29 protein-coding genes and 1 tRNA gene are annotated in these 24,558 nt (G+C 58.9%); 18 read left to right on the forward strand and 12 right to left on the reverse strand.

Annotation, left to right across the window (positions count from 1 at the left end; all coding sequences use genetic code 11):
• Window positions 1–130: 130 nt before the first annotated feature.
• Window positions 131–721 (forward strand): YceI family protein, encoded by a 591-nt coding sequence (locus H8B20_RS01210; protein ID WP_042558027.1) that lies wholly within the window; start codon window positions 131–133, stop codon window positions 719–721.
• Window position 722: 1 nt separating this feature from the next.
• Window positions 723–1,880, forward strand: a complete 1,158-nt coding sequence (locus tag H8B20_RS01215; RefSeq protein WP_042558028.1) for a phospholipase D-like domain-containing protein — start codon at window positions 723–725, stop codon at window positions 1,878–1,880.
• A gap of 139 nt (window positions 1,881–2,019) precedes the next feature.
• Here H8B20_RS01215 and bglX read toward each other — a convergent pair whose 3' ends face one another.
• Window positions 2,020–4,311, reverse strand: a complete 2,292-nt coding sequence (gene bglX / locus H8B20_RS01220; protein WP_210622137.1) for a beta-glucosidase BglX — start codon at window positions 4,309–4,311, stop codon at window positions 2,020–2,022.
• Window positions 4,312–4,571: 260 nt separating this feature from the next.
• On the opposite strand from bglX, the gene H8B20_RS01225 reads away from it, so the two are divergent.
• From H8B20_RS01225 to H8B20_RS01255, 7 genes are all read left to right on the forward strand, one after another.
• Window positions 4,572–5,180 (forward strand): LemA family protein, encoded by a 609-nt coding sequence (locus H8B20_RS01225; protein WP_042558030.1) that lies wholly within the window; start codon window positions 4,572–4,574, stop codon window positions 5,178–5,180.
• Between the two features lie 13 nt (window positions 5,181–5,193).
• Window positions 5,194–5,949 (forward strand): TPM domain-containing protein, encoded by a 756-nt coding sequence (locus tag H8B20_RS01230; RefSeq protein WP_047300047.1) that lies wholly within the window; start codon window positions 5,194–5,196, stop codon window positions 5,947–5,949.
• Window positions 5,950–5,982: 33 nt separating this feature from the next.
• On the forward strand, window positions 5,983–6,600 hold the full coding sequence (locus H8B20_RS01235) for a TPM domain-containing protein (RefSeq protein ID WP_047300048.1): 618 nt from the start codon (window positions 5,983–5,985) through the stop codon (window positions 6,598–6,600).
• Window positions 6,601–6,883: 283 nt separating this feature from the next.
• Window positions 6,884–8,107, forward strand: a complete 1,224-nt coding sequence (locus H8B20_RS01240; protein WP_210622138.1) for a class I SAM-dependent methyltransferase — start codon at window positions 6,884–6,886, stop codon at window positions 8,105–8,107.
• 129 nt (window positions 8,108–8,236) lie between these two features.
• Complete coding sequence (locus H8B20_RS01245) at window positions 8,237–8,818, forward strand: DJ-1/PfpI family protein (protein WP_210622139.1); 582 nt, start codon at window positions 8,237–8,239, stop codon at window positions 8,816–8,818.
• Between the two features lie 13 nt (window positions 8,819–8,831).
• Window positions 8,832–9,137 (forward strand): ribbon-helix-helix domain-containing protein, encoded by a 306-nt coding sequence (locus H8B20_RS01250; protein WP_210622140.1) that lies wholly within the window; start codon window positions 8,832–8,834, stop codon window positions 9,135–9,137.
• A gap of 192 nt (window positions 9,138–9,329) precedes the next feature.
• Window positions 9,330–9,674: a YegP family protein gene (locus H8B20_RS01255; RefSeq protein ID WP_210622141.1), complete on the forward strand. Its 345-nt coding sequence runs from the start codon at window positions 9,330–9,332 to the stop codon at window positions 9,672–9,674.
• 143 nt (window positions 9,675–9,817) lie between these two features.
• On the opposite strand, the gene H8B20_RS01260 is transcribed toward H8B20_RS01255, so the two are convergent.
• Window positions 9,818–10,837 carry a DUF4917 family protein gene (locus H8B20_RS01260; RefSeq protein ID WP_210622142.1) on the reverse strand — a complete coding sequence of 340 codons (1,020 nt, stop codon included), beginning with the start codon at window positions 10,835–10,837 and terminating at the stop codon, window positions 9,818–9,820.
• A gap of 155 nt (window positions 10,838–10,992) precedes the next feature.
• Here H8B20_RS01260 and yiaY point away from each other — a divergent pair, with 155 nt between their 5' ends.
• The gene (gene yiaY, locus H8B20_RS01265) at window positions 10,993–12,141 is read left to right on the forward strand and encodes an L-threonine dehydrogenase (protein ID WP_210622143.1); all 1,149 of its coding nucleotides are present in this window, start codon (window positions 10,993–10,995) and stop codon (window positions 12,139–12,141) included.
• 82 nt (window positions 12,142–12,223) lie between these two features.
• Here the strand turns inward: yiaY and H8B20_RS01270 are convergent, their stop codons facing one another.
• Window positions 12,224–12,712, reverse strand: coding sequence for a DMT family transporter (locus tag H8B20_RS01270; RefSeq protein WP_047300053.1), 489 nt, complete (start codon window positions 12,710–12,712; stop codon window positions 12,224–12,226).
• Between the two features lie 77 nt (window positions 12,713–12,789).
• Between H8B20_RS01270 and H8B20_RS01275 the strand changes: the two genes are divergently transcribed.
• The 7 genes from H8B20_RS01275 to H8B20_RS01305 all read left to right on the forward strand — a co-directional run bounded on the left by H8B20_RS01275 (window position 12,790) and on the right by H8B20_RS01305 (window position 17,180).
• Window positions 12,790–13,701: a LysR substrate-binding domain-containing protein gene (locus H8B20_RS01275; RefSeq protein ID WP_210622144.1), complete on the forward strand. Its 912-nt coding sequence runs from the start codon at window positions 12,790–12,792 to the stop codon at window positions 13,699–13,701.
• Window positions 13,702–13,722: 21 nt separating this feature from the next.
• Window positions 13,723–14,442, forward strand: coding sequence for a PA3715 family protein (locus tag H8B20_RS01280; RefSeq protein ID WP_210622145.1), 720 nt, complete (start codon window positions 13,723–13,725; stop codon window positions 14,440–14,442).
• Between the two features lie 38 nt (window positions 14,443–14,480).
• A complete protein-coding gene (locus tag H8B20_RS01285) occupies window positions 14,481–15,197 on the forward strand; it encodes a PA3715 family protein (RefSeq protein WP_210622146.1) in 717 nt (238 codons plus the stop codon).
• A gap of 4 nt (window positions 15,198–15,201) precedes the next feature.
• On the forward strand, window positions 15,202–15,618 hold the full coding sequence (gene fos / locus H8B20_RS01290; RefSeq protein ID WP_210622147.1) for a fosfomycin resistance glutathione transferase: 417 nt from the start codon (window positions 15,202–15,204) through the stop codon (window positions 15,616–15,618).
• Between the two features lie 60 nt (window positions 15,619–15,678).
• Window positions 15,679–16,317, forward strand: coding sequence for a LysE family translocator (locus H8B20_RS01295; protein ID WP_047300057.1), 639 nt, complete (start codon window positions 15,679–15,681; stop codon window positions 16,315–16,317).
• A 125-nt stretch (window positions 16,318–16,442) separates the two neighbouring features.
• Window positions 16,443–16,601 (forward strand): KGG domain-containing protein, encoded by a 159-nt coding sequence (locus H8B20_RS01300; RefSeq protein WP_080762009.1) that lies wholly within the window; start codon window positions 16,443–16,445, stop codon window positions 16,599–16,601.
• Window positions 16,602–16,676: 75 nt separating this feature from the next.
• Entirely contained in the window at window positions 16,677–17,180 is a 504-nt protein-coding gene (locus tag H8B20_RS01305) for a DUF4142 domain-containing protein (RefSeq protein ID WP_042558043.1), read from the forward strand.
• Between the two features lie 83 nt (window positions 17,181–17,263).
• Here H8B20_RS01305 and H8B20_RS01310 read toward each other — a convergent pair whose 3' ends face one another.
• A complete protein-coding gene (locus H8B20_RS01310) occupies window positions 17,264–17,674 on the reverse strand; it encodes a low affinity iron permease family protein (protein ID WP_042558044.1) in 411 nt (136 codons plus the stop codon).
• Window positions 17,675–17,838: 164 nt separating this feature from the next.
• Between H8B20_RS01310 and tam the strand changes: the two genes are divergently transcribed.
• Window positions 17,839–18,609: a trans-aconitate 2-methyltransferase gene (tam, locus tag H8B20_RS01315; RefSeq protein ID WP_047300060.1), complete on the forward strand. Its 771-nt coding sequence runs from the start codon at window positions 17,839–17,841 to the stop codon at window positions 18,607–18,609.
• 66 nt (window positions 18,610–18,675) lie between these two features.
• Here tam and H8B20_RS01320 read toward each other — a convergent pair whose 3' ends face one another.
• The 8 genes from H8B20_RS01320 to H8B20_RS01355 all read right to left on the reverse strand — a co-directional run bounded on the left by H8B20_RS01320 (window position 18,676) and on the right by H8B20_RS01355 (window position 24,408).
• Entirely contained in the window at window positions 18,676–19,404 is a 729-nt protein-coding gene (locus tag H8B20_RS01320; protein ID WP_210622148.1) for a class I SAM-dependent methyltransferase, read from the reverse strand.
• 235 nt (window positions 19,405–19,639) lie between these two features.
• Entirely contained in the window at window positions 19,640–20,047 is a 408-nt protein-coding gene (locus tag H8B20_RS01325) for a type II toxin-antitoxin system HicB family antitoxin (RefSeq protein WP_210622149.1), read from the reverse strand.
• Window positions 20,048–20,081: 34 nt separating this feature from the next.
• Window positions 20,082–20,261: a type II toxin-antitoxin system HicA family toxin gene (locus tag H8B20_RS01330; RefSeq protein WP_042558048.1), complete on the reverse strand. Its 180-nt coding sequence runs from the start codon at window positions 20,259–20,261 to the stop codon at window positions 20,082–20,084.
• Window positions 20,262–20,536: 275 nt separating this feature from the next.
• Window positions 20,537–20,610 (reverse strand) — tRNA-Gly (locus H8B20_RS01335).
• A 159-nt stretch (window positions 20,611–20,769) separates the two neighbouring features.
• A complete protein-coding gene (locus tag H8B20_RS01340) occupies window positions 20,770–21,654 on the reverse strand; it encodes an alpha/beta fold hydrolase (protein WP_210622150.1) in 885 nt (294 codons plus the stop codon).
• Window positions 21,655–21,971: 317 nt separating this feature from the next.
• A complete protein-coding gene (locus H8B20_RS01345) occupies window positions 21,972–22,664 on the reverse strand; it encodes a pseudouridine synthase (RefSeq protein ID WP_210622151.1) in 693 nt (230 codons plus the stop codon).
• 33 nt (window positions 22,665–22,697) lie between these two features.
• Window positions 22,698–22,928: a cysteine-rich CWC family protein gene (locus H8B20_RS01350; RefSeq protein ID WP_042558051.1), complete on the reverse strand. Its 231-nt coding sequence runs from the start codon at window positions 22,926–22,928 to the stop codon at window positions 22,698–22,700.
• Window positions 22,921–24,408, reverse strand: coding sequence for a sensor domain-containing diguanylate cyclase (locus H8B20_RS01355; RefSeq protein ID WP_210622152.1), 1,488 nt, complete (start codon window positions 24,406–24,408; stop codon window positions 22,921–22,923). The genes H8B20_RS01350 and H8B20_RS01355 overlap by 8 nt, the downstream gene beginning before the upstream one ends.
• Between the last annotated feature and the right edge of the window lie 150 nt (window positions 24,409–24,558).

A 24,558-nucleotide genomic window follows, 5' to 3' on the forward strand; every position in this document is an offset into this window, starting at 1 on the left:
CACACCATTGCCCTGCAAACGGAAAACCCTGTAGGAGCTGCCGCAGGCTGCGATCTTTTGATCTTCGATTTGCAATAACGCCCCAGCCAGTTAATGTTCGGCTCAGGTTTATCGCCCCCACGAGTTCTCAATGTTCAACCGCTCCCTCTACAAAACCCTGTCCTGCCTGCTGCTGGCTGCCGCTGCGTTGCCGGCGCAGGCCAATTGGTACCTGGACGGCGAGTCGTCACGGCTTTCGTTTGTCAGCACGAAAAACGCCCATATCTCCGAAGTGCAGCGCTTTCTGGTGCTGCATGGCAAGGTCGATCCGAACGGTCGCGCCGAGGTCGAGGTCGAGATGGATTCGATCAACAGCGGCATCCCGCTGCGTGACGAGCGCATGCGCAAGGAGCTGTTCCAGATCGAGCAATTCCCTGACGCGACCATCACCACCCAGATCGACCTGCGCCCGATCAACGATCTGGCCCCCGGTGCGCAACTGGAACTGCGTCTGCCGCTGACCGTCACTCTGCATGGCAAGCAACACGAGTACCCGGCCGAGCTGCTGGCAACGCGTCTTGATGATCGACGCTTCCAGGTGGTGACACTGGAGCCAGTGGTGATCAACGCCGAGGATTTCGATCTTGCCCCAGGGCTGGAAAGCCTGCGCAAACTGGCCGATTTGTCGGCCATCAGTTTGTCGGTGCCGGTGGGTGCGGTACTGATTTTCACGGCGCGCTGACATGCGCGGCGCGATCTTCCCTTGGCGTGACGGCAACCGTTTCGAGCTGTTGATCGACGGCCCGCAATTCTTCCCGCGCATGCTTGAGCAGATTGCCGGCGCCCAGGAGCAGATCGAGCTTGAGCTGTACCTCGTCGAGGCTGGCGCCTGTGCCGAAACCATCGTGCAAGCGCTGGTGCTGGCCGCCGAGCGGGGTGTGCGCGTGCGCTGCCTGTTCGACGACTACGGCAGCCTCGCGTTTACCCTGAACCTGCGTAAACGCTTGACGCACGCCGGGGTTGAGCTGCGCTTTTACAATCGCCTGCACTGGCGGCGCTGGGTCGGTAATTTCTATCGTGACCACCGCAAACTGCTGCTGGTTGATCAGCGGCTGGCGGTGGTCGGCGGCACGGGTGTCACCGATGAGTTCTGGACCCCGGGGCACGACACCAGCGAGTGGCACGAAGTGATGGTGGAAATCAGCGGCCCGCTGGTGCTCGACTGGCAGCTATTGTTCGACCGCCAGTGGATCGCCAACCGCCATCGCCGTGCCTGGAAGCCATCCGCGCATGTCGGCTTGCCGCGTTTGCCCAAGGTGCCGGACATGGGCGAGGGCATGGGCCGCGTGGCTTACGCCGACGCCCGCCAGCACCGCGACATTCTGCAATCACTGTTTCGCGCGCTGAACAGCGGGCAAAAACGTATCTGGATGGCCACGCCGTACTTCCTGCCGACGTGGAAAATCCGCCGATCGCTGCGCAAGGCCGCTGCCCGAGGTGTCGACGTGCGCCTGCTGTTGACCGGGCCGCGCACCGATCACCCGTCCGTGCGCTACGCCGGGCATCGCTACTACCCGCGACTGCTCAAGGCCGGCGTGCAGATTTACGAATACCAGCCGTGCTTCCTGCACCTGAAAATGGTGCTGGTGGATGATTGGGTGAGCATCGGTTCGTGCAACTTCGATCACTGGAATTTACGCTTCAATCTGGAGGCGAATCTTGAGGCGCTCGATCCGTCGTTGACGGCAGCGGTGGTGGCGAGTTTCGAGAAGGATTTCGGCTTGAGTCAGCGGGTGAGCCTGGAGGAGTGGCAGAGGCGGCCGTTGTGGCGGCGGGTGAAACAGAGAATGTGGGGGTGGGTGGATCGGTTGGTGGTTAACATCCTCGACCGCCGCGGGTAAAACCGATTTTGAATACACCCTAAATCCAATGTGGGAGCGAGCCTGCTCGCGAAGGCGGTGTGTCAGTCAGTAATTGTTTATCTGAATGACCGCTTTCGCGAGCAGGCTCGCTCCCACAGGGTTTGCGGTGTGCTTGCAGTTACAGCAACTCAAAACTCTGCTGCGTCACATTCTGAGAGTCCAGACCGATCTGCACGTTGAACTTGCCGGGCTCGGCCGCGTACTTGAGTTGGGCGTTGTAGAACTTCAGCTCCTCCTCGGTGATGGTGAAGTGCACGACTTTCTGTTCGCCAGCCTTGAGCATGATTTTCTGGAAGTTCTTCAGTTCTTTCACCGGGCGAATCATCGAACCGGTAACGTCCTGAATGTACAGCTGCACCACGGTTTCGCCGTCACGCTTGCCGGTGTTCTTCACCATCACACTGGCGTCGAGCTTGCCGCTGGCGTTCAGGGTGGTCGAGGACAGCGCCATGTCGCTCAGGCTGAAATCGGTATAGCTCAGGCCGTAACCGAACGGGAACAGCGGGCCCGTCGTGTCATCGAAATACTGCGAGGTGTAGTTGCCCGGTTTGCCCGGTGTGAACGGCCGGCCAATGCTCAGGTGGTTGTAGTAGGTCGGAATCTGCCCAACGGAGCGTGGGAAGGTCACCGGCAGTTTGCCCGACGGGTTGTAGTCGCCGAACAGCACGTCAGCGATGGCGTTGCCGCCCTCGGTGCCGCTGAACCAGGTTTCCAGAATCGCATCGGCCGACTGGTTCTCTTCGAGAATAGTCAGTGGGCGGCCGTTCATCAAGACCAGCACCAACGGCTTGCCGGTGGCTTTCAGCGCGCGGATCAGCTCGCGCTGTGTTTCCGGGATGTTCAGGTCGGTGCGGCTGGAAGACTCGTGGGACATGCCACGGGACTCGCCTACGGCTGCGACGATCACGTCGGCATCCTTGGCGGCTTTCACCGCTTCATCGATCAGCACATTGGCCGGGCGCGGATCATCAACCACTTCCGGCGCATCGAAGTTGAGGAAGTTCAGGTAATCGAGCACCTTCTTGTCGCTGGTGATGTTCGCGCCACGGGCGTAGATCAGGTTCGATTTGTCGCCGATAAGGGCGTTCATGCCGTCGAACAGGGTCACCGATTGCGCCGGACGACCGGCGGCGGCCCAACTGCCCATCATGTCGATCGGCGCCTTGGCCAGCGGGCCGACCAGCGCGATTTTTGCAGTCTTCTTCAGTGGCAGGGTTTCGTTCTGGTTCTTCAGCAGCACCAGGCTGCGACGCGCGACGTCACGGGCGTCGGCGCGGTGCAGGCGGCTTTCGGCGTAGGTGTCGGCCGGATCATCTTTAGCCTTGCCGATGCGCAGGTACGGGTCCTTGAACAGGCCCATGTCGTACTTGGCCGCAAGGACTTCACGCACAGCGTTGTCGATGTGTTTCTGTTCGATCTCGCCGGATTTGAGCAGCCCTGGCAGCTCTTTGCCGTACAGGGTGTCGTTCATGCTCATGTCGATGCCGGCCTTGATCGCCAGTTTCGCCGCTTCACGACCGTCGCGAGCCACACCGTGCTTGATCAGTTCAAAGATCGCGCCATGGTCACTGACCGCCAGGCCCTTGAAGCCCCAATCCTTGCGCAACAGATCGTTCATCAACCATGTGTCAGCGGTGGCCGGAATGCCGTTGATCGAGTTCAGCGCCACCATCACACCACCGGCGCCGGCATCGATCGCGGCGCGGTACGGCGGCAGGTAATCCTGGTACATCTTCACCGGGCTCATGTCGACGGTGTTGTAGTCGCGACCGCCCTCGACCGCGCCGTACAAGGCAAAGTGCTTGACGCTGGCCATGATGCTGTCGGCCGTGTTCGGGGCATCGCCCTGATAGGCCTTGACCATGACTCGGGCGATGCGCGAAGTGAGGTAGGTGTCTTCACCGAAACCTTCGGAACTCCGGCCCCAGCGCGGGTCGCGGGAGATGTCGACCATCGGCGCGAAAGTGATGTCGAGGCTGTCAGCGGCGGCCTCTTTGGCGGCAACGCGCCCTGAGCGACCGATGGCGTCCATGTCCCAGCTCGAGGCGAGGGCCAGCGGAATCGGGAAAATCGTACGGTGACCGTGGATCACGTCGTACGCGAAAAACATCGGAATCTTCAGGCGACTGCGCATGGCAGCGTCCTGCATCGGACGGTTTTCCGCGCGGGTGATCGAATTGAACGTGCCGCCGATGTTGCCGGTGGCGATCTCCTTGCGGATCAGCTCGCGGGGCATTTCCGGGCCGATGCTGATCAGGCGCAACTGGCCGATCTTTTCGTCGAGGGTCATTTGCTTCATCAGGTTGCTGATGAAGGCGTCCTTGTTTTCCAGAGGAACCGAGGTCTCAGCGGCCAATACTTGATGACTGGCCAGACTGATGAACAGGCCCAGCAAACACAGCTTCTTCATGAATATTTTTCTCAAGGGCACAAACGGCAATGCAATGCCGGCCAGCCAAAATTTAGGGAGCGACTATTGTTGTTCGGGTGCGGGCGCAAAAACGCCAAGGCAAAAAAACACCGTTGACCGCAGGCAGCTCGACCGCGCAGGCACTTTTTAGCCCATTGACCGGTCGCAATCCAGTGGCGCGGCCGATTATGCCCCAACCACCGGCTGAGAAGGTTTCGCGCTCGGTTTTTTAATGAAATGTGTCAGGGAGCATCACTGCAATGAATGTAAGTCCAACCTATCGCTCGCGTTTGCAGGTCGCCACATTGTTGATGCTGGCGACTTTGCTGACCGCGTGTGGCATCAATAACATCCCGACCCTCGACGAACAGGCCAAGGCCGCGTGGGGGCAGGTGCAGAACCAGTATCAGCGCCGCGCTGACCTGATCCCCAATCTGGTGGAAACGGTGAAGGGCTATGCCGCCCACGAAAAGGAAACCCTGACCGCAGTGATCGAAGCCCGGGCGAAAGCCACGTCGATTCAGGTTGATGCCAGTACTCTCGACAATCCCGAGAAGCTCAAGCAGTACCAGCAGGCGCAGGATCAATTGAGCGGCGCATTGAGCCGTTTGATGGTGGTGTCCGAGCGTTATCCGGATCTGAAGGCCAATCAGAACTTCCTCGCCCTGCAATCGCAGCTCGAAGGCACGGAAAACCGCATCGCCGTGGCACGACGCGATTTCATTCTGGCGGTGCAGAAGTACAACACCGAGATCCGCACCTTTCCCGGTCGCCTCTGGCACAGCGTGATGTACAGCGACCTGCCGATGCGCGAAACCTTCGAAGCCACTACGCCTGGTGCGGAAAAGGCCCCGCAAGTGAAGTTCTGATTCGAGGTTGCCCATGCGTGTGTTGAAAATAGGCCTGGTGCTGATGCTGTGGATGTTCGCCGTCAGCGCCCGGGCCGAGTTGACGTTCCCGGCGCTGAGCGGGCGCGTGGTGGACGAGGCGCAGATGATCGAGCCATCGGTGCGCGCGCAATTGAGCCAACAGTTGCAGGCCCACGAACAGGCCAGCGGAGAGCAATTGGTCGTGGTCACGCTGCCCGATCTGCAAGGCACCACCATCGAGGATTATGGCGTCCAGCTCGGCCGCCATTGGGCCATAGGGCAAAAGGACAAGAATAACGGCGCGCTGCTGATCGTTGCCCGTGACGAGCGCAAATTGCGCATCGAAGTCGGTTATGGCCTGGAAGACCGGCTGACCGATGCGCAAACCTCGGTGATCATCCATCAAGTCATCACGCCCGCGTTCAAGACCGGCAATTTCAGCAAAGGCATCAGCGACGGCGTGGCGGCGATGCTGGTTGTGCTGGGCGGCAATCCGCTGGACGAACCGTCGACGGTGTATGAGTCCAGCGGGGACCCGCAGAGCGATTTCATCTCGCGCCATCCGACGTTGTTCGTTTTTCTGGTGATGTTGTTCATCCTGACGGTGTTTGTCTGCCAGATGCTCGGTATCCTGCCGACCGGCCGTGGCGGCTCCGGTGGCGGCGGAGGTTTTGGCGGTGGCGGCGGATTTGGTGGCGGCGGTGGCGGTGGGGGTTTCAGCGGCGGCGGGGGCAGTTTCGGCGGCGGTGGTTCGTCCGGCGGCTGGTGACATTAAAAGAATAATGAGCAGGCACTTTTTGACATGGCATTACTGACTGAACACGAACAACGCAAAGTCGCCGAGGCGATCGCACGGGTCGAGCGCGACACCGATGCCGAACTGGTGACAGTGCTGGCGGCTCGCGCCGATGACTACGCATACATCCCGCTGCTGTGGGCCAGCCTGCTGGCGCTGGTGGTGCCGGGCGTCGTGCATTATCTGACCGGCTGGCTGACCCTGCGCAGCCTGTTGCTGGTGCAGTGGGGCCTGTTCATTGTGCTGTGCCTGCTGTTTCGCCTGCCGAAGATCACCACACATCTGGTGCCACGCCGTGTACGACACTGGCGTGCATCGAACCTTGCGCGGCGACAGTTTCTCGAACAGAACCTGCATCACACCGTGGGCAGCACCGGCATGCTGATTTTCGTCTGCGAGGCCGAGCGCTATGTGGAGATTCTGGTGGATGAGGGGATCTCGAAGCGGTTGGGCAATGAAAGCTGGGATGTGATTGTCGCCGCGTTTACCGAGCAGGTACGGCAGGGGCGCACGCTTGAGGGGTTTGTCACTTGCATCGAGGCGTGTGGGGAATTGCTCAAGGTGCATGTGCCGGTGACGCAGGTGAGGAATGAGTTGCCGAATCGGTTGGTAGTGTTGGCCTGAAAAGGTTTGTGTGCCTTGAAATCCAGCCCCTCACCCCAGCCCTCTCCCAATGGGAGAGGGGGAAAGGGAGCCGATATTTGTTGGTTTTAAACCTGAGTTCGGCTCGATAATTCAGGTCGGCGTAGTTTGAGATAACACCTCGGTCAGTCCCCTCTACCTCTGGGAGAGGGCTAGGGTGAGGGCCGCTTTAAAAACCGTTCGGTAAATAAGAGCGTGTCCCCAACCCCCATCCCCCCTAAAATACCCGCCATTCCCGATTCGCCCCGCCCGAGGCCGCTTGTCCATGTCCGTTACCGCCCCCTCCGCGCCATCAGCCAAACCCGCGCCGGACCACCACTCCCAGTTCATCGAGTTGCTGCAAACCAGCCTCGAGCAGAACGGTTTCATCAAACTGGTGCTGGCCAAATACGTCGGTGAAGAAGCGGACTTGCAGCGCGTCATCATCAAACCGGTGACCGTCAAGGCTCAGCCCTGCCTGTCGTTCGTGTATCGCTACAAAACCCGCGACATCACCAAGAACCTGCCATTGAGCGAAGGCGTTGCGAGCATTGCCGCGCTGCTGCCGGCCTCGTTCAAAAATGCGCACTTGCTGGCGCTGACTGACGAAGCTCAGCTCGAATACAGCAAGAAGGGCAAAACTTCGCTGTTCAAGAGCCAGCCTCAGCAATTGCGCGAGGCACCGTCGGCCGATCACAACCGCGAGAAAAACCGTTTTCTGGACCTGAACCGGCCGTTTCTCAGGGACCTGGGCGTGACCAACGCCCAGCACGAGCTGATCCCGGCGATGTCGCGCAAGTGGAAGCAGATCAACAAGTTCATCGAAGTCTTCAGCCATGCCCTGACATCGTCACCGCTGGCGCTGGACAAACCGGTGCGGGTCGCGGATTTCGGTTCGGGCAAGGGCTACCTGACGTTCGCCATCCACGACTACCTGTGCAATACCTTGAAAGCCGAGGGCGAAGTCACGGGCGTCGAGTTGCGTGAAGAAATGGTCAGCCTGTGCAATGCCGCCGCGGCCAAACTGGATCATCCGGGCCTGGTGTTCAAATGCGGTGACGTGCGCAGCGTTGCACCGAGCGAACTGGACGTGATGATCGCCCTGCATGCCTGCGATATCGCCACCGACTACGCGATCCACACCGGCATCCGTTCGGGCGCGTCGATCATCATGTGCTCGCCGTGCTGCCACAAACAGATCCGCCTGCAGATCCAGAGCCCGGCGCTGCTCAAGCCGATGCTGCAATACGGTTTGCACCTCGGTCAGCAGGCGGAAATGGTCACTGACAGCCTGCGCGCACTGTTCCTTGAAGCCTGTGGTTACGAGACCAAAGTGTTCGAGTTCATCTCGCTGGATCACACCAACAAGAACAAGATGATTCTGGCAGTGAAACGCGCCGTGCCGGTGGACCCGGCTCAACTGCTGGTGAAAATCCAGGAGTTGAAGGCGTTCTACCACATCAGCGAGCACTGCCTGGAAACGCTCCTGAAGGCTGACGGCTTTCTCTGATTCTGTGGGAGCGAGCCTGCTCGCGAAGAATGATTACGCGGTCTTGCAGGTAGTAGCCGGTTGTTACCTCAGCCTTCGGATAAGGTCTAACCTGAGTACTCCCAAGCATTTCCCAGAGGAGTCCTCACCATGGCCGCGAAAAAAATCCTGATGCTGGTCGGCGATTACGTCGAAGACTACGAAGTGATGGTGCCGTTCCAGGCCCTGCAAATGGTCGGGCACACCGTCCACGCGGTCTGCCCGGACAAAGCCGCAGGCCAGACCGTGCGCACCGCGATCCATGACTTCGAAGGTGACCAGACCTACAGCGAAAAACCCGGTCACCTGTTCGCCCTGAATTTCGATTTCGCCAGTGCCAGTGAGGCCGATTACGACGCGCTGGTGATCCCTGGCGGTCGTGCTCCGGAATACCTGCGTCTGAACGAAAAAGTCCTGGATCTGGTGCGTGCCTTCGACAAGTCCGGCAAACCGATTGCAGCGGTGTGCCATGGCGCGCAGCTGCTGGCAGCGGCGGGCATTCTTGACGGCCGCGAGTGCAGCGCCTATCCGGCCTGCGCGCCTGAAGTGCGACTGGCGGGCGGCACGTACATCGACATTCCGGTGACGGACGGCCACGTTCAAGGCAATCTGGCGACTGCTCCGGCGTGGCCGGCGCATCCGAACTGGCTGGCCGGTTTCCTCGGTTTGCTGGGCACCCAAATCACCCTGTAACGAGGTTTCGTCCATGTGCGAGCTCTACGTCAAGGCCGACCCGATCCTCTATGAATCGCGCTCTCGCTCGCTGCGTATCTGCGGGGTGGTGACGACGTTGCGCCTGGAGAATCAGTTCTGGGACATCCTCGGCGAAATCGCCGAGATCGACGGCATGATCACCAATCAACTGATCGCCAAGCTGTATGAAGAGGTGATGGATTACCGCGGTGAGGTGGTCAATTTTGCTTCGTTCTTGCGGGTGAGTTGCACGCGGTATCTGAGTCAGCGGCGGGTGGATTCGCCGCCATTGTCGGTGGTGCGGGCGGTGGTGAAATAACTCATGCCGAGTCGCTGCCATCGCTGGCAAGCCAGCTCCCACAGAGTCCAGGTCGTACTCAGAATCTTTGTACAGCACACAGAACCTGTGGGAGCTGGCTTGCCAGCGATGGCTTCAGTGCAGGCGACAGAAGCCTGAGGTTGGTCTTTACTCTGAAGCGCGAAACCTCTCAACCGCCAAGGAGACACGAGCATGTCCGGATGGTACGAAGTGAGTAAAAGCAGCAGCGGCCAGTTCAGGTTTGTACTCAAGGCTGCCAACGCCGAAACCATTCTCACCAGCGAGCTCTACACCACCCGCGCAGCAGCCGATGGCGGCATTGCGTCAGTGCAGACCAACAGTCCGCTGGATGAGCGCTATGAGAAAAAGTCCACCAAGGATGGTCATCCGTATTTCAATCTAAAAGCGGCCAATCATCAGGTCATCGGCAGCAGCGAGGCCTACTCCTCGGATGCGGCGTGTGACAAAGGCATTGCCAGCGTCAAGGCCAATGGCCCGACGAAGACCATCAAGGACAAGACCCTGCCGGTCCTCTGATTCCACTTTTCCAACCCAATACAAATACCTGTGGGAGCTGGCAAGTCAGCTCCCACAGTGTCATGGGTCACACCACACGATCTGATCCCACCATAATCCCTGTGGGCGCGAGCCTGCTCGCGAAGGCGTCAGTCCTGGCTACATCAAACCTCGACGGGCACCGACAGCTTTGGACTGCCCAATGCATGCGTCTTCGCATCAAAAAAGCGCAACTGCGCGCCCGTCCCCTCAAACACCTTCGCGTAGTGGCGCTTCTGATGCTGAACGAACGCCGCGCTGCGCGGATAAATGGAGATCGCCACAACCTTCGGTTTTGCCAGGCGCAGGGCCCGGACGATGTGGTTGTCCTGCTCGCCCAAGGCATGGCCGAAGATGCACAGGCTGTCGCTGTGGCCCAATAACTGCTCGTAACAGAACGACAGGTAATCCGAGCTGCGAATGGTCTTGAGCTTGTCGGCGCTCGGTCCTTCGGTCACGAAAAGCGGCACGTCATCCAGCGTTTTGATGGTGTTGTTGATCGCAAAACTGCCGAGCAGCGTGCCCTCGGTCGAGGTCAGTTTGCGCGCGGTGCCATCCTGATTGCGTACCAGGTGCAGGCCGCCGTGCAGGTACAGCAAACGCGGTTTGGACGTAGCGGTTTCGCTGATATCGAAACTGGCGTTGGCACCCTTGAACAGATCGTCGATGGCCTCGCTGCGATGCTGGATCGCCCAGTAGTTGAGCAAGTCGTAATTGGTGGTGAACACCGTGCGATAGCGCGCCAGTTCTTCATTCAGCGTGGTGAGCGTTGAGGTCTGAACCAGCCGCCACGGAATGTGAATGGCGTGCACGGTGTTGATCAACGCTTCCTTGATCGCGTAGTAGCGGTTGCGCGGTGCGGCCGAGCTGACGGCCAGCGCCTTGTTCACCCGGCTGGTGGTTTTGAGGGCGCTGAGGACCTGCTCGAAGCTGTGCGTCTGCATCGCGTCGAACACCGCCAGCTCCGACGCGCTCAGTGGCTTTTCTTCAACGGTGCGGGCATTTTCGAACAGCGAGTCGTAACCGAAGTCGTCCCAAACGGCCCGGCTGGCGCCGTTGCCCACCAGCAAACCGTTGAAGTCGGTTGCGGCGCGCAGGGTGTTCCAGTCTTCGAGGGTGGCGTCGACATCCAGAAAATCGCTCATTACTTGGCACATCTCAAAACATAGGGGCTGATGGACGGCGACTTTATCACGAGCGGACATTGAGCCAGATCAACATACGCCGTGACCGATCGGTCGATCCTGTGTGTATCCGTCGGATCGCAGCTGTCGATTCGGCCCCAGTCAGGAGAAACACGATGAGCAGCACCTTCTTCATTCCGGCGGTCAACATCATGGGCAATGGATGCCTCGACGAAGCCATGGTCGCGATCCGCAACTACGGTTTTCGCAAGGCGCTGATCGTCACCGACGTGGGCCTGGCCAAGGCCGGCGTGGCGAGCATGGTGGCGGAGAAACTGGCGATGCAGGACATCGACTCAGTGATTTTCGACGGCGCCAAACCGAACCCGAGCATCGCCAATGTCGAGTGCGGTTTGGGCCTGCTCAAGGAAAGTCATTGTGATTTCGTGGTGTCGCTGGGCGGTGGGTCGCCTCACGACTGCGCCAAGGGCATCGCGCTGTGTGCGACCAATGGCGGGCAGATTCGCGATTACGAAGGCGTTGATCAATCGAGCAAGCCGCAACTGCCGCTGATCGCCATCAACACCACCGCCGGCACTGCCAGCGAGATGACCCGGTTCTGCATCATCACCGACGAATCGCGTCACGTGAAAATGGCCATCGTCGACCGTAATGTCACGCCGCTGCTGTCGGTCAACGATCCGGCGCTGATGGTCGCGATGCCGAAAAGCCTGACCGCCGCCACCGGCATGGATGCCCTGACCCACGCGATCGAAGCCTACGTCTCGACCGCCGCCAACCCGATCACTGATACCTGCGCGCTGAAGGCCATGACCCTGATCAGCAACAACCTGCGCCTGGCCGTGCGCGACGGCAGCGATCTCGCCGCACGGGAGAACATGGCCTACGCGCAGTTCCTCGCCGGCATGGCGTTCAACAATGCCTCGCTGGGCTACGTGCACGCGATGGCGCACCAGTTGGGCGGTTACTACGACTTGCCTCATGGTGTCTGCAACGCTGTGCTGCTGCCGCATGTGCAGACGTTCAATGCGCTGGTGTGTGCCGACCGGCTCACCGATGTCGCCCACGCCATGGGTGCCGATGTTCACGGTTTGAGCCCGGAAGAGGGCGCTCAGGCGGCGATCAGGGCGATCCGTTGCCTGGCCAGAGACGTGGAAATTCCGGGCGGCTTGCGGGAGCTGGGCGCGAAACTCTCGGACATTCCGGTACTCGCCACCAACGCCCTGAAAGACGCTTGCGGGCTGACCAATCCACGCGCGGCGGATCAGCGGCAGATCGAGGAGATTTTCCGCAGCGCGTTTTGAGGTCAGTGCTTTCCTGATAATTTCGACCCAGTCAAACCGGCCCCTTCGCGAGCAGGCACTGCAAATCTATTGGGTTCTCAGGTTACCCAACAACCGCCACATTCCTCTCGAAAACCCCACCAAACTGAATCAACACCACCCCCGCAATCAGCAACAACGCGCCAAATACTCGCGGCAATGTCAGCTGCTTTTCCATCAAGCCAAACAGCCCGAAGTGATCCAGCACCATCGAGGCAATGACCTGTCCGGCCAACGCCAGCGCGACAAATCCCGACGCGCCGAGTTTGGGCAAAAGCATCACCGCCAGCGCCACAAAGCACACGCCGAACGCGCCACCGGCCCATATCCACAACGGCGCCTTGCTGATGAACGCCACTGACGGCAACGGCAGGCGCAACGCCAGAATCACCGGCAACAACACCAGCACACTCACCAGCAGTGACGCCAATGTCGCCCACAACGGATGCCCCAGCCCTCGCGCCAGATTGCTGTTGATCGCACTTTGAAACGGCACCACGGCGCCGGCGAAAGCGGCCAAGGCGAGCAGACCGGCCCATTGCAACGTACTCATGATCATCCTCCAACAGGTTTTGCTGGACTCTAGGCTATTCGTCGCGCAGATTTAAATTCCCTTTTGTCATCAAGTACATGCACCAGATGAATGATCTGCGCCGTATCGACCTCAATCTGCTGGTGATCCTCGACGCCTTGCTCAGCGAGCAACACGTCACCCGCGCCGCCGAGCGCCTGCACCTCAGCCAACCGGCGGTCAGCCATGCGCTGGCGCGATTGCGTGACTTGCTTGGTGACCCATTGCTGGTGCGCGCAGGCTCTGGCCTTGTGCCCACCGCGCGGGCGCTCGAGTTGGTCGCGCCGTTGGCCGAAGCGCTGGCCCAGGTGCAGTCGCTGCTGGCCCCCAACACCTTCGATCCGGCGAGTGCGCGCCGCACCTTTCGCGTGGCGATGTCCGACTACGGCGCGGCGATCATCCTGCCCACGCTGATCCGTACCTTGCGCCGCGAAGCGCCGGGCATCGACTTGCAAATCAGCCACGCCAGTCGCGAAGGCATGCTGGAAGGGGTGCTCAACGGCGATATCGACGTGGCCGCCGGCGTGTTCCCGGAAATGCCCAACGAATTGCGCAGCACGCTGCTGTTTGAAGAGCGCTACGTGTGCCTGCTGGATCGCGCCAGTTTGCCTGCCGACGGCGTTCTGGATCTGCCGACCTACCTGTCCCGCCCGCATGTGTTGCTGGAAATGCGGGGCAGCGGCACGCTGGAAATTGAACGCGCTTTAACGTCACTGCGTGAGCGCCGCCGCGTCGCCATCAGCCTGCCGCACTGGAACGTCGCGCCACAGTTCATCAGCGGTACGGATCTGATTCTTACGGTGTCGTCGCGGGGATTGCGGGATATTGACCCGCGCGAACTTGTCGTCGTGCCGCCACCGTTCGAGATTCCGCCGTTCACGTTTGTGCTGGCGTGGCATAAGCGCCGGGGCGGGGATCAGGCGTTGAATTGGTTGAATCGCAGGATTGAGCAGGGGATAGTGCGCGGCTGAAACGTTAGCAAGGAGCGGGAAGTGACAGTGAAGTCTGGATTGATCGGGTGTGTGGTGTTGAGCGGGTGGTTGATGGCGGGGCAGGTGTTTGCCGCTTGCACGCCGCCAGCGGTTGCGGGGGAGGATGTCTCTGCCTGCAAGGTTTGGCCGGCCTACCCGGGGCTGACCATCAGCGCCTCGGCGCGGTTTGAAACGGGCACCACCGAAGCGCTCGGTACCCACGATCTGGACGTTTCCGTGTTGCAGGATGGCCAACCGACTCCGATTGCGACTTATCACCAGGCCGCCGCTTTCGTAATGGATGGCGTCCACTTGAAGGATCTGACGCTCGACACGGCACGCTACAAACTCGCTCCCGAACTTCGAGCCTTTGGTGTCCGCGCAACACTCGCTAACGGCTCTCGTCTCAATCCCGTGGAGGAACATCAACTGTCGCTCTACGTGAAGGAGGGCGAGACGTTGCGTCCTGTCCTGCGTCAGTTGGTGGTTTATGAGTATGGCGGCGAGTGGGATGACAACTGCGCTGGACAGCGTTTTGAAATTTCAAGAACCGTCGATATCGCTAAAACGAGCTCCTATGGCTACGCAGATTTAATCGTCAGAACCCAGGAAAAAGCCACGACAAGTGTGGTTGAAGGCGACGCGTGTGAAGACAAGACGACTGTACGCCAACCGGTTTTGACAACATTGCATTACGACGGAAAGAATTACGTCCTGCCACCAGGTCTCAAGGGGCTCTGATTCACCTGCTGACACACGACTCTTATCAAGGAAGAACCATGCTCACCCCTACCAGACTCCTTATCGCCCTCGGTATTCTGGCTATCACCGCCCAAGCCCAGGCCGCCTGCACCACCAAGGCCTTCGACGGCCAATCACTGTCACGCTGCATCGTCTGGCCAGCCTTCCCGTCGCAGGCGATTGCGGTCAAATCCACGTACCTGGCCGACCCCGGCGACGAAGATGCCGGGGTGTTCGATCTGGACCTGTCGATCGTCAACGCCAGCAATGCAAATCCCATCGCCACTTACCGCAAACCCGGCGCTTACAACTCCGATGCCGTGCGCTTCGATGACCTGCGCATTGACACTGGTCGCTACCGACTGGCGCCGAATGTTCGCGCGTTTGGTCTGCGCTCGAAGTTCGTGCACAGCTCCCATGCCATTCCCTACGAAAAAACCGATCTGGCGTTGTACGTCCGCGAAGGCAACAACCTGCGCCCGGTTCTGGAAGGCTTGGTGGTCTACAAAAACAATGGTGAATTCATGAGCGATTGCGAGGGCTATACCAATGAGGTCCGCAGGAGTGTCGAGATCGGTCCATCGAGTCACCATGGTTTCGCCGATTTGATCATCACCACCAGCGCCAGCAAAATGAACGACTCCAAGTCCGGCAACGAGTGCGTTTCCAAAACCACTCACCTGAAGAAAACCCGGATCACGTTGACCTACGACGGCCAACAATATGGCGTCCCTGAAGATCTCAGAGGTTACTGAACCGATGCTCACCGGCCTCAACCACCTGACCCTTGCCGTCAGCGACCTGAGTCGCAGCCTGGCGTTTTACCGCGATGTGCTGCAGTTGCGCGTCGAAGCGACGTGGGACAACGGCGCCTATCTGTCGCTGCCGGGGCTGTGGTTGTGCCTTTCGCTTGATTCGACACGCAGTGACCAGGCGTGCGGCGATTACACCCACTACGCCTTCAGCCTCAGCGCGGCGTATTTCCCGGTTTTGGTACAGAGACTAAAAGCGGCAGATGTTCAGCAATGGCGGGATAACCGCAGCGAAGGTGCTTCTTTCTACTTTCTCGATCCTGACGGCCATCAGCTCGAAGTTCACGTCGGCGATCTCGCTTCGCGGCTGGCGGCGTGTCGGCAAAAACCGTATGCCGGCATGCGTTTTTACGACGCCCCGTGAACAGACCGTTTTCGCTGATATAGACTGGCCGCCACGTATTCTCGCGTTTGCAGGTAACCCATGACTCCATCGTTGCTAATGGCCGTGCTGGCCTCGGGTTTCATTTACGGCATCACGCCCGGGCCGGGCGTACTGGCGGTGTTCGGCATCGGCGCGGCGCATGGGCGGCGTGCTGGTGCGGGGTTTCTCTGCGGGCATTTGCTGGGCGATGTGGTGTGGTGCAGCACCGCACTGATCGCGATTGTCGGTGCACGGGAAATCGGCAGCACCGCGTTTGATGTGCTTGGCGTACTGAGTGGCTTGTACCTGTTCTGGCTCGGTTGGCGTGCAGTGCGTGCGCAACGGCGCAGTGACGATCAACCGCAGGGCGCGGCGCGCAATCCCTTCTGGCACGGCATTTTGTTCGGCCTGACCAATCCCAAAGCCTATCCGGTGGCGGTGGCGACGTTTACCGCGCTGCTGTCGAGCCGCGCCGAGCTGCTCAACTGGTCGATGTTGCCAGCGCTGATCGCCCTGAGTTTCCTTGGTGGGCTGCTCGCCTACGCGATTCTGATTGGTGTGGTGGGCGCGCAGCGAGTGCGCACGGTGTACCAGCGTCACGAATTGCTCATCACTCGGTTGTGCGGCGTGATGTTCATCGGTTTCGCCATCAATGCGCTACTGCATGCGTTGCCGGGATTGATGCCGAACAAGGCTTGATCTGCGCACCGCGGTTTCGCCGTTCGTCGCAGCGATGGCAATTTTTCTAAACCTTTGCCGGTGAGAAAATTCTCAATCTAGGCGGGCACCTGCTCGCCACGATCAATACCAAGAGGTAGAGAATCATGCCTAATTCAAGAAACTCGAACTCGGGAAACTTCGCCAACGATCGAACGAAGGCTTCTGAAGCCGGTCGCAAAGGTGGGAAAACCACCACGACGACGGTCGATAAAGAGCCTGCGAAAACAGAAACGGGCCGCAAGCCTGCTCAGAAATCGAAGTAGTCGGTGAAGGTAGTTTTGATTGAGAGGCGGGGGCGCAAGCTCCCGCTTGAATTCAGCAAGAAGGAGGGCGCGACCATGAGCCGGATGGCCACCCAGGTACGTCGTTTAAGTTTTGTCACGCTGTTGGGATTGTTCGCCAGCAGTGCTTTTGCCCAGTCGCCTGCCGAATTCATCAACGATGCTTCGGCCAAAGGCATGGCCGACATCGAAGCCAGCCGTTTGGCGCATCAGAAGACCGAATCCAAAGAGGTCAAGGATTTCACCATCGTCGTCATCAACGACCGCACCACGGCCAATCAACATTTGGCGAAGATTGCGAAAAAACTCGACCTGCCCGTCGCGCCGCGTGAAGAAATGGCCGACAAGGCCAAGGAACTGATTCCTGAAGTGAAAGACGGCGCAACCTTTGATCAGGCGTACGCCGCCAGTCAGGTCAAAGCCACTGAAGAGGCGATCCAGCAGATTCAGCAGGAGGCGCAAACCACCACCGTGCCGGAGATCAAAGCCTTCGCCGATGAGACCTTGCCCAAACTGCAAAACCATCTGCAAATGGCTCGGTCGCTGCAAGCCAGCCGCTGATTTGAGTTAAAGATCAAAAGATCGCAGCCTTCGGCAGTGCTTTGTGTAGGCGCTGTCGCAGGCTGCGATCTTTTGCTTTTAAATCAGCACTCGTTCAAATCCTGCTTCGGCTTGCTCTGCTCGCCCAGCCCCTCGAGATTGAAAACCTCACCTTCGCCCAACGTCCGGTAGTGCCTGCGCAAGGCTTCCAGTTGTTTCAGATCCAGCGCCTCGAGCCCCAACATTGCGTTCTGCGCCTCTTTGGTCACCCGCAGCAATTCATCGATCTTCAGATGCAGGATGTCGGTGTCGCGGTTCTGCGTGTTCTGAATCAGGAACACCATCAGGAATGTGATGATCGTCGTCGAGGTATTGATGATCAGTTGCCAAGTGTCGTTGTAGCTGAAAATCGGCCCGCTCATCCCCCACAGACCTATCAGGATCAACGCCCCCATAAACGTCTTGGGACTGCCGGCCCACAGGGCGAGCTTCTGGGAAATCTTCGCGAATTTCATAGCCGTGTTCCTTGTTGTGTGGTGCCTGAAATTCAGACACTGACGGCTTGGTGAAAATTCTACTTACAAATCCAGGAAACCTGCGCGACGTTGGTAGGGGAGCGAGTTTTAGCCAGTAACGGTATCGTGGCAGCACTCGCTTTTCGCCATGACAGGAGAACGCAATGAGTTGGTCCGCCAAACAGTACGTCGCTTTCGAAGATGAACGCACCCGCCCGGCCCGTGATCTGCTGGCGGCGATTCCCACGGCTGAAGCGCGATCGGTGGTCGATATCGGTTGCGGTCCGGGTAACTCGACGGAGTTGCTGGTGCAGCGTTTTTCTGGGGCGACAGTCAGTGGGCTGGACAGCTCGGCAGACATGATCGCGGCCGCACGCAAGCGCTTGCCGCAGTTGCAGTTCGATGTCGCCGAGATTGATCGATGGGCCGATGAAGGCCCTTTCGATGTGATCTTTGCCAATGCGGTATTGCAATGGGTACCCGATCACGCGGCGTTGCTGCCGGCGCTGGCGAGCAAGCTCGCGGAGGGTGGCAGTCTGGCAATTCAGATGCCGGACAATCTCAATGAACCCTCCCACCGCTTGATGCGTGAAGTCGCGGCGAATGGCCCGTGGGCAAGCAAACTCGCTGACGCTGCCGGGCAGCGTACGGACATGGCGAGCGCCAGCGAGTACTTCTCGATGCTGCGACCGCACTGCGCGCGGGTCGATGTGTGGCGCACCACGTATCATCATCAGCTGTCGGATGGCGCTGCCGGGGTGGTCGAGTGGTTCAAGGGCAGTGGGCTGATTCCGTTTCTGAGTCCGCTGACTGAAAGCGAGCGGGCACAGTATCTGGAGCGGTATCTGGCTGAGGTTGAGAAGGCTTATCCGGCGTTGGCGGATGGCTCGGTGCTGTTGCCGTTTCCGCGGTTGTTTATTGTGGCGACGCGCTGAAGGCGCGTTCAAAACCTGTGGCGAGGGAGCAAAGTCCCTCGCCACATTTAAATTGTCCCTCCAGAATTAGCGCTGTACCGCCACCAGCATCATCATCGGCCGCTCCCGCTCTTCAGCCAGCGCCGGTTGCGCCGCCACTTCTTCATCGCTTGGCCCCCACTCGTTGACATGACGAATGGTGAAACCTGCGGCGATCAGCGAATTGATTAATGTCCCCATCGTGCGGTGCTGCTTGATCACCCCGTCGGCCAGCCAATTGGTCATCCGTTCCCCTTCCAACTGATAACTGTTCAGCGGCCAGCGCTTGCGACCTTCGCTGTCGATCAGCCAGCCGGGATTGCGCGGGGCCATGAAGATCGGGTGTTCGATGGAAAACACAAAATGCGAACCCGGCTTCAGCGCTGCGTAGAGGTGAGCAAACAGTCCTGGCAGATCCTTGATGTAATGCAACGCCAGCGAGCTGTAGGCCAGGTCGAAACTGCACGCGGGCAAGTCGAGTTGTTCCAGGTCGGCGCGCTCGTAACGGATGTTCGTCGCCGAAGTGGTTTCGCGTGCGCGTTCCAGCATCTTCTCCGAGACGTCCAGCCCCAGCACGTTGGCCGCGCCGTGCTCACTGGCCCAGCGGCTGAACCAGCCGTAACCGCAACCCAGATCCACCACGTGCAAACCGTGCATGGAGGGGAGCGAGGCCTTGAGCGCAGGCCATTCCGGCGCGGCATCGAGGCCGCCGATGGAGCGGTTCATCTGGCTGTAGCCCTGAAAGAATTCGGGATCGTCGTAGATGTTTTGAGTCATTGGGAGTGCTCTTTTGAGTTCGGTCGTCAGCGGCAAAGTGGCCGCGATGGGGTTCCCTCGAAAGTGATGACGCGTATTCGTCGATGGCCGCGCAGGGGGAGGGTGGTGGTCGATGGGTAAATGCTAGCGGCGCGGGCGCAAGGTGAGAACCGATTGAGTGTTGGAGAACTGTAATGTTGGCGCACGATTTCATTGTAAATTCACGACGCCGCCGGTGGCGGCCTCGATCACCGTCTCAGCCCTGCTGCAACACCTTCAAGGCAGCCGAAGCCAGAAACCCTGAACGACTCTTCTCCTCCGGGTGATGCAGGACATACTCATCAATACGGTTGAGCAAATGCCCAGGCAGCGTGATGTTCAGTTTCTGGGCTTTTCCCAAATACTTCACGACATCAATATCCACCACTGCCCACGCACATCCGGCGTATTTCGGATTGGCCACATGCAGGCCCAATTTACTGGCAGCCGGAATCGGCGCGCCGTCCTCGGCCAGAATCTCGAAATGCCCCTCGATGGCTTCGCGAGCCATGGCGACGGCATCATCCAGATCGTCGCCAGCCGAAAAACAGCCGGGAATATCCGGTACCTCTACGCCCCAGGCGTGTTCTTCATCACCTATTGAAATCGCAATCGGATAGAGCATATTCGTTGATCTCCATGGTTGCTGACTGAGCCAGTCAAAGCAGCGCCTGCTTCAAAATACTGATGGCCGTTCTCTTCAGCAGATCTTTCGTCGGATGTGGCACCGTGACCAGTCCAGGCTTGGTCGGATGCTTGAAGTGGTGGTGACTGCCTCTGATCCTCACTAAATACCAACCGTCTGCGACGAGCTGACCGATTAAAAAACGGCTATTCACAACACCTCTTGTGGTGTGCTTGGTGGGTACTATACCTACCGATGATCTAGGGGCAACAATGTAATCACCGAGCGGTCATCCGTTGCTAATCCGCTCAGTTGTTTGAAGCAGTCTAGATAGGGAGGCGACGAAGGCATGGAGAGTGTGTTGCAGGCTTTTGCGTTGTTTCAAATGTCAGATATAACCTTTTTTTGGGCACAAAAAAACCGGCCATCAAGGCCGGTTTTTTCTGTTCTGCATCTCCCGTCAAAAAACAACGTGAGACAAAATTTTAGTGGAGCGGGTAGAGGGAATCGAACCCTCGTCGGAAGCTTGGGAAGCTACTGTTCTACCATTAAACTATACCCGCTCAGAGCGGCTGACTTTGTACCAGACTCGGCGGGGAATTTGAAGTTTTTCTTTTTTTGCGCAAGGCATTACAGCGCTGAATCGGTCAATCGCGAGCGAGCACTGCGGGGCTGGTAAACAAAACGGTTAGCCCGGCAGGCTCGCTCGCGATGACGCTCTTTCAAATGGCCAGTGCATGTTGATCCTGAACAAACGAGTAACGCGTTCGGCTCGCCTGCGGTGCCGGTTTCAAAAAGCCCAGCAAGGCGTTCTGGCTATCCCGGCACGCAGCCTTGTGCTCCATGTCGAGAAAGTGCCCGGTGGCTTGCACAGTGGTGAAGGTGCTCTGTGCCACGTGGTTGCCGAACAGACGCGCATCTTCGGCGGCGGTGTATTCGTCCCATTCACCGTTGAGAAACAGTACCGGCACGCTGATCTTCTTCGCCGCGTTTAAATAGCACTGACGATCGCTGTGCAGCACGTCGCTGATGTGAAAGTGCATCTGCCCGTATTCGTGCTCGGCCAGGCTGCTGACGTGGCGATAATTGAAGCGTTTGAACAATGACGGCAGGTGTTTGCCGATAGTGCTGTTGACCAGATGCCCGACCCGATCACCGTCACGCTGGCCGAGGTAATCGACGCCGCGCTCGAGGTAATCAAGCATGTGCGCGTTGATCACCGGCGAAAACGAGCTGATCACCGCTTTTTCGATGCGCCGTGGCTGGTTTGCAAGGGCAACCAGTGTCGCGGCGCCGCCCCACGAGAACGACAGCACGTGTTCGGCGGCGAAGTGGTCAATCAGTTCCAGCAGAATTTGCCCTTCAACGTCCTTTGTCAGATGTTTCTCGTGACGGTTGTGGGCTTTTGACCGGCCCGCGTAGGGCTGGTCGTAGCAGACCACGTTGAATTGCGGGTGCAGATTTTTCACGGTTTGTGCAAACGACGCAGTCGTGGCCATCGAGCCGTTGACCAGAATGATGGTTTTTTCTGCGGCGTCTGCGCGATAGAACTCCGTGTAAACCCGATACTGACCCTGTAAATCCAGCACAGCGATTTCTGGCCTCATGTCATAAGACTCCTGGCAAGCAAGCGGGTATGCGCGCAAATAGACATTGCACGAGCTTTGTGACAGGTAGGCATACGCCTGGAATTTGCTTGGCCCATGTCGATCCATGACTGCGGTCGACGGGTATTGTTATTGGCGGGCAGTCTGCCGGCTGAGGCGCAACCCCTGAGGGCTGACGACCGGCAAAAAGTTTCTTAGAGGTATGGTGTGACTCGTCGGTCACATTTCGGCCGACGTCCTGATTCAAGCAGGGGGAGCAGGATCGCGCAAGTGCCGCAGGTAAATTGTTCGACAACTTCTGCTGAGCGGTCGGGTGCTTAGAACAAATGAATCTCTTCGGTGCGCAAAGCGCGATACTCGCCCGGTTTTAGCGCGTCATCGAGCCGCAGCGGGCCCATGGATTCGCGGTGCAGACGCAGCACTTTGTTGTTGAAAAAGCCAAACATGCGCTTCACCTGATGGTAGCGGCCCTCGACGATGCTCAGGCGTGCCGAGCGTGATCCGAGTAGCTCCAGCTGCGCAGGTTGCGTGGTCAGGTCTTCGAAGGCGAAGTAGATGCCTTCGGCAAACGTGCTCGCATATTGCGCGCCGATTTCCTGCTCGGTCTCGACGTAATAGACCTTTGGCAATTTGGTTTGCGGCTGGGTCAGGCGCCGCGACCAGGCGCCGTCGTTGGTGATCAGCATCAGCCCGGTGGTGTTGAAGTCCAGGCGCCCGGCGATGTGCAGCTCATCCTTGTCCGGTTCGTTGATCAGGTCGAGCACGGTCGGATGTTGCGGATCGCGAGTGGCGCTGACGCAGCCCGGTGGCTTGTGCAGCATGAAGTAGCGCGCCGGTTTGCCGAGTTGCAACACTTCGTCATCGACTTCGATACGGCTGAATTCAAGAACTTCACTGTGCGGGTCACTGACGACTTTTCCGTCAACGCGCACGCGCTTTTCCACCAGCAACAGGCGAACCTGCTGACGGTTGTAGCGGGGCAGATTGCTGAGGAAGCGGTCGACGCGCATGTTCAGGTTTCAACGGATCAAGGGGCACGCATCTTACGGGATCGGCTGACCGGCCGCTTGCAGTTGCGCCTCGACCTGCGCGCATCGCGGGCACAGGCAGGATTTGTCGCGCAGTGCTGGCGGCAAGGCTTGGAGCACCGCCGGATCAATGCTCACGCCGTAGCACCAGCAGGCGCGGTCGGCGGTGCGCGGGTCAGCCAGGCTGCAATCGTTGCGGGCGCCGCAGGCCGGGCAGAGGTCGGGTTTAACGTCAGATTCAGGCATAGGTCGAGTGAGGCGTTTCCACGCAGGTGCGATTGCGGCCGGTTTGTTTGGCCCGGTACATCGCATGATCGGCCCGCGACAGCAGACTGTGCAAGGTGTCATCGCGCTGCAGGGTGGTGGCGCCGATGCTCACCGTCAGATTTAGGGTATGGCCGTTGTAGGCATATTCCTGTTGTTCGATGTGCTGGCGAATCTTCTCGGCAATTTTCTGGCCGGTGTCGCCGTCGGTGTCCTTGAGCAAAACGATGAACTCCTCGCCGCCCCAGCGGCAAACGATGTCGGCATGGCGCAGGCAACTTTGCAGATCCCGCGCAAACCCGATCAACACTTGATCGCCGGCCATGTGACCATAAGTGTCGTTCAACACCTTGAAGTGATCGAGATCCAGTAGCAGCGCCGTCAGCGGTTTGGTTTCACGCTGCGCTTCGTGCAATGCCTGAGCGGCAAGCAGGTCGAAACCGCGGCGGTTCGGCAATTCGGTAAGGCTGTCGAGGGTGGCTTGGGCCTGGATCTTCGATTGAAACCGTTTGATCACGCGATTGAGCAGCGCCAACACGATCAACGTAACCAGCAGACAGATCAGCAGATTGAGATAGAGCGACTGGCGGATTTCAATCAGCGCGCCATCCTCGCGTTTATCAACAAACAGGTACCAGTTGAGTTCCGGAATAAACCGCACGTTGAGGAAGTGCCCCTGGCCATGGGTCGAATACTCGTAGCTGCCGCTGTGGGGTTTGGGTAACAGGCTGACCAGGCTTTTCATGCTGTCGACTTCAGCGAGGCTTTGCCCGATATGCGCGCCTTCAGGCCCGCCTTCGGCACCGGTCAGTACCAGTCGGCCGAAGGTGTCGACGAAATACACGCTGCGTTGATAGCGCTGTTGATACTTGTCGATCAGTTTGATCACCGCGTCCACGGTCAGACCGACGCCGGCCGCGCCAATGAAGCGGTTGTGGTAGTCGTAGACCTTGTAATTGATGAAGAACGTCAGGTTGTCCTTGTTGGCCAGATCCGGGTCGACATTGATCTCGTACGGATCTTCCATGTCCCTCACGCGAAAGTACCAGGCGTCGCGCGGCTCATCGACGCTGACCTGCTTGAGCACACCTTTGGCGTGGTAGTAAGTGAGGGTGGTATTGGAGACGAAAAACGCGGTGTAGGCGCCGTAGTGGGTCATGACCTCATTGAGATAACGGGTCATCTGCTCGGGGTTTTGCTCACCGTTCACCACCCAATCACGCATGAAGGTGTCGCGGGACATCATCGAGGAAATCAGGATAGGTCTGACAAGGTCTTTCTGGATTTCCGAATAGACGGTATCGGAAGTCAGCGGCAATTCGGTGTTGACGATGTTGTCGCGGATCGAGGCGCGCGAGGCGTAGTAGCTCAGCAGCGAGGTGGCGAGGAAGCCAGCGCCGAGCAGGGCGATCAGCGTCAGTACCAACGAACGTTGGGAGTACAGCGGAGAACGAAGCGGCATGGCAGTTCCGTTGGCAGTGGCCCGATGGCTAGCATTCTAATGGCACTGTGCGGAAATAACTGCTCCATGGGCGGCGCGAATGTTCGTTCCTGTAGTCGTGCAAATTGCGCAGGGCCTTTTGGGAGCGAGCTTACTCGCGAATGCAGCAGG

It is taken from the genome of Pseudomonas sp. P42 (assembly GCF_017973755.1).
GTDB lineage: Bacteria > Pseudomonadota > Gammaproteobacteria > Pseudomonadales > Pseudomonadaceae > Aquipseudomonas > Aquipseudomonas iridis.

Excerpts from the sequence above, each read along its gene's own strand:
- H8B20_RS01225 (WP_042558030.1), top strand. The coding sequence starts at position 4,572 with ATGAATGTAAGTCCAACCTATCGCTCGCGTTTGCAGGTCGCCACATTG.
- H8B20_RS01295 (WP_047300057.1), top strand. The coding sequence starts at position 15,679 with ATGACTCCATCGTTGCTAATGGCCGTGCTGGCCTCGGGTTTCATTTAC.
- H8B20_RS01285 (WP_210622146.1), top strand. The coding sequence starts at position 14,481 with ATGCTCACCCCTACCAGACTCCTTATCGCCCTCGGTATTCTGGCTATC.
- H8B20_RS01215 (WP_042558028.1), top strand. The coding sequence starts at position 723 with ATGCGCGGCGCGATCTTCCCTTGGCGTGACGGCAACCGTTTCGAGCTG.
- H8B20_RS01250 (WP_210622140.1), top strand. The coding sequence starts at position 8,832 with ATGTGCGAGCTCTACGTCAAGGCCGACCCGATCCTCTATGAATCGCGC.
- H8B20_RS01235 (WP_047300048.1), top strand. The coding sequence starts at position 5,983 with ATGGCATTACTGACTGAACACGAACAACGCAAAGTCGCCGAGGCGATC.
- H8B20_RS01340 (WP_210622150.1), bottom strand. The coding sequence starts at position 21,654 with ATGAGGCCAGAAATCGCTGTGCTGGATTTACAGGGTCAGTATCGGGTT.
- H8B20_RS01355 (WP_210622152.1), bottom strand. The coding sequence starts at position 24,408 with ATGCCGCTTCGTTCTCCGCTGTACTCCCAACGTTCGTTGGTACTGACG.
- H8B20_RS01300 (WP_080762009.1), top strand. The coding sequence starts at position 16,443 with ATGCCTAATTCAAGAAACTCGAACTCGGGAAACTTCGCCAACGATCGA.
- H8B20_RS01345 (WP_210622151.1), bottom strand. The coding sequence starts at position 22,664 with ATGCGCGTCGACCGCTTCCTCAGCAATCTGCCCCGCTACAACCGTCAG.
- H8B20_RS01350 (WP_042558051.1), bottom strand. The coding sequence starts at position 22,928 with ATGCCTGAATCTGACGTTAAACCCGACCTCTGCCCGGCCTGCGGCGCC.
- H8B20_RS01320 (WP_210622148.1), bottom strand. The coding sequence starts at position 19,404 with ATGACTCAAAACATCTACGACGATCCCGAATTCTTTCAGGGCTACAGC.
- H8B20_RS01210 (WP_042558027.1), top strand. The coding sequence starts at position 131 with ATGTTCAACCGCTCCCTCTACAAAACCCTGTCCTGCCTGCTGCTGGCT.
- H8B20_RS01325 (WP_210622149.1), bottom strand. The coding sequence starts at position 20,047 with ATGCTCTATCCGATTGCGATTTCAATAGGTGATGAAGAACACGCCTGG.
- H8B20_RS01230 (WP_047300047.1), top strand. The coding sequence starts at position 5,194 with ATGCGTGTGTTGAAAATAGGCCTGGTGCTGATGCTGTGGATGTTCGCC.
- H8B20_RS01260 (WP_210622142.1), bottom strand. The coding sequence starts at position 10,837 with ATGAGCGATTTTCTGGATGTCGACGCCACCCTCGAAGACTGGAACACC.
- H8B20_RS01255 (WP_210622141.1), top strand. The coding sequence starts at position 9,330 with ATGTCCGGATGGTACGAAGTGAGTAAAAGCAGCAGCGGCCAGTTCAGG.
- tam (WP_047300060.1), top strand. The coding sequence starts at position 17,839 with ATGAGTTGGTCCGCCAAACAGTACGTCGCTTTCGAAGATGAACGCACC.
- bglX (WP_210622137.1), bottom strand. The coding sequence starts at position 4,311 with ATGAAGAAGCTGTGTTTGCTGGGCCTGTTCATCAGTCTGGCCAGTCAT.
- H8B20_RS01240 (WP_210622138.1), top strand. The coding sequence starts at position 6,884 with ATGTCCGTTACCGCCCCCTCCGCGCCATCAGCCAAACCCGCGCCGGAC.
- H8B20_RS01305 (WP_042558043.1), top strand. The coding sequence starts at position 16,677 with ATGAGCCGGATGGCCACCCAGGTACGTCGTTTAAGTTTTGTCACGCTG.
- yiaY (WP_210622143.1), top strand. The coding sequence starts at position 10,993 with ATGAGCAGCACCTTCTTCATTCCGGCGGTCAACATCATGGGCAATGGA.
- H8B20_RS01245 (WP_210622139.1), top strand. The coding sequence starts at position 8,237 with ATGGCCGCGAAAAAAATCCTGATGCTGGTCGGCGATTACGTCGAAGAC.
- H8B20_RS01270 (WP_047300053.1), bottom strand. The coding sequence starts at position 12,712 with ATGAGTACGTTGCAATGGGCCGGTCTGCTCGCCTTGGCCGCTTTCGCC.
- fos (WP_210622147.1), top strand. The coding sequence starts at position 15,202 with ATGCTCACCGGCCTCAACCACCTGACCCTTGCCGTCAGCGACCTGAGT.
- H8B20_RS01310 (WP_042558044.1), bottom strand. The coding sequence starts at position 17,674 with ATGAAATTCGCGAAGATTTCCCAGAAGCTCGCCCTGTGGGCCGGCAGT.
- H8B20_RS01275 (WP_210622144.1), top strand. The coding sequence starts at position 12,790 with ATGCACCAGATGAATGATCTGCGCCGTATCGACCTCAATCTGCTGGTG.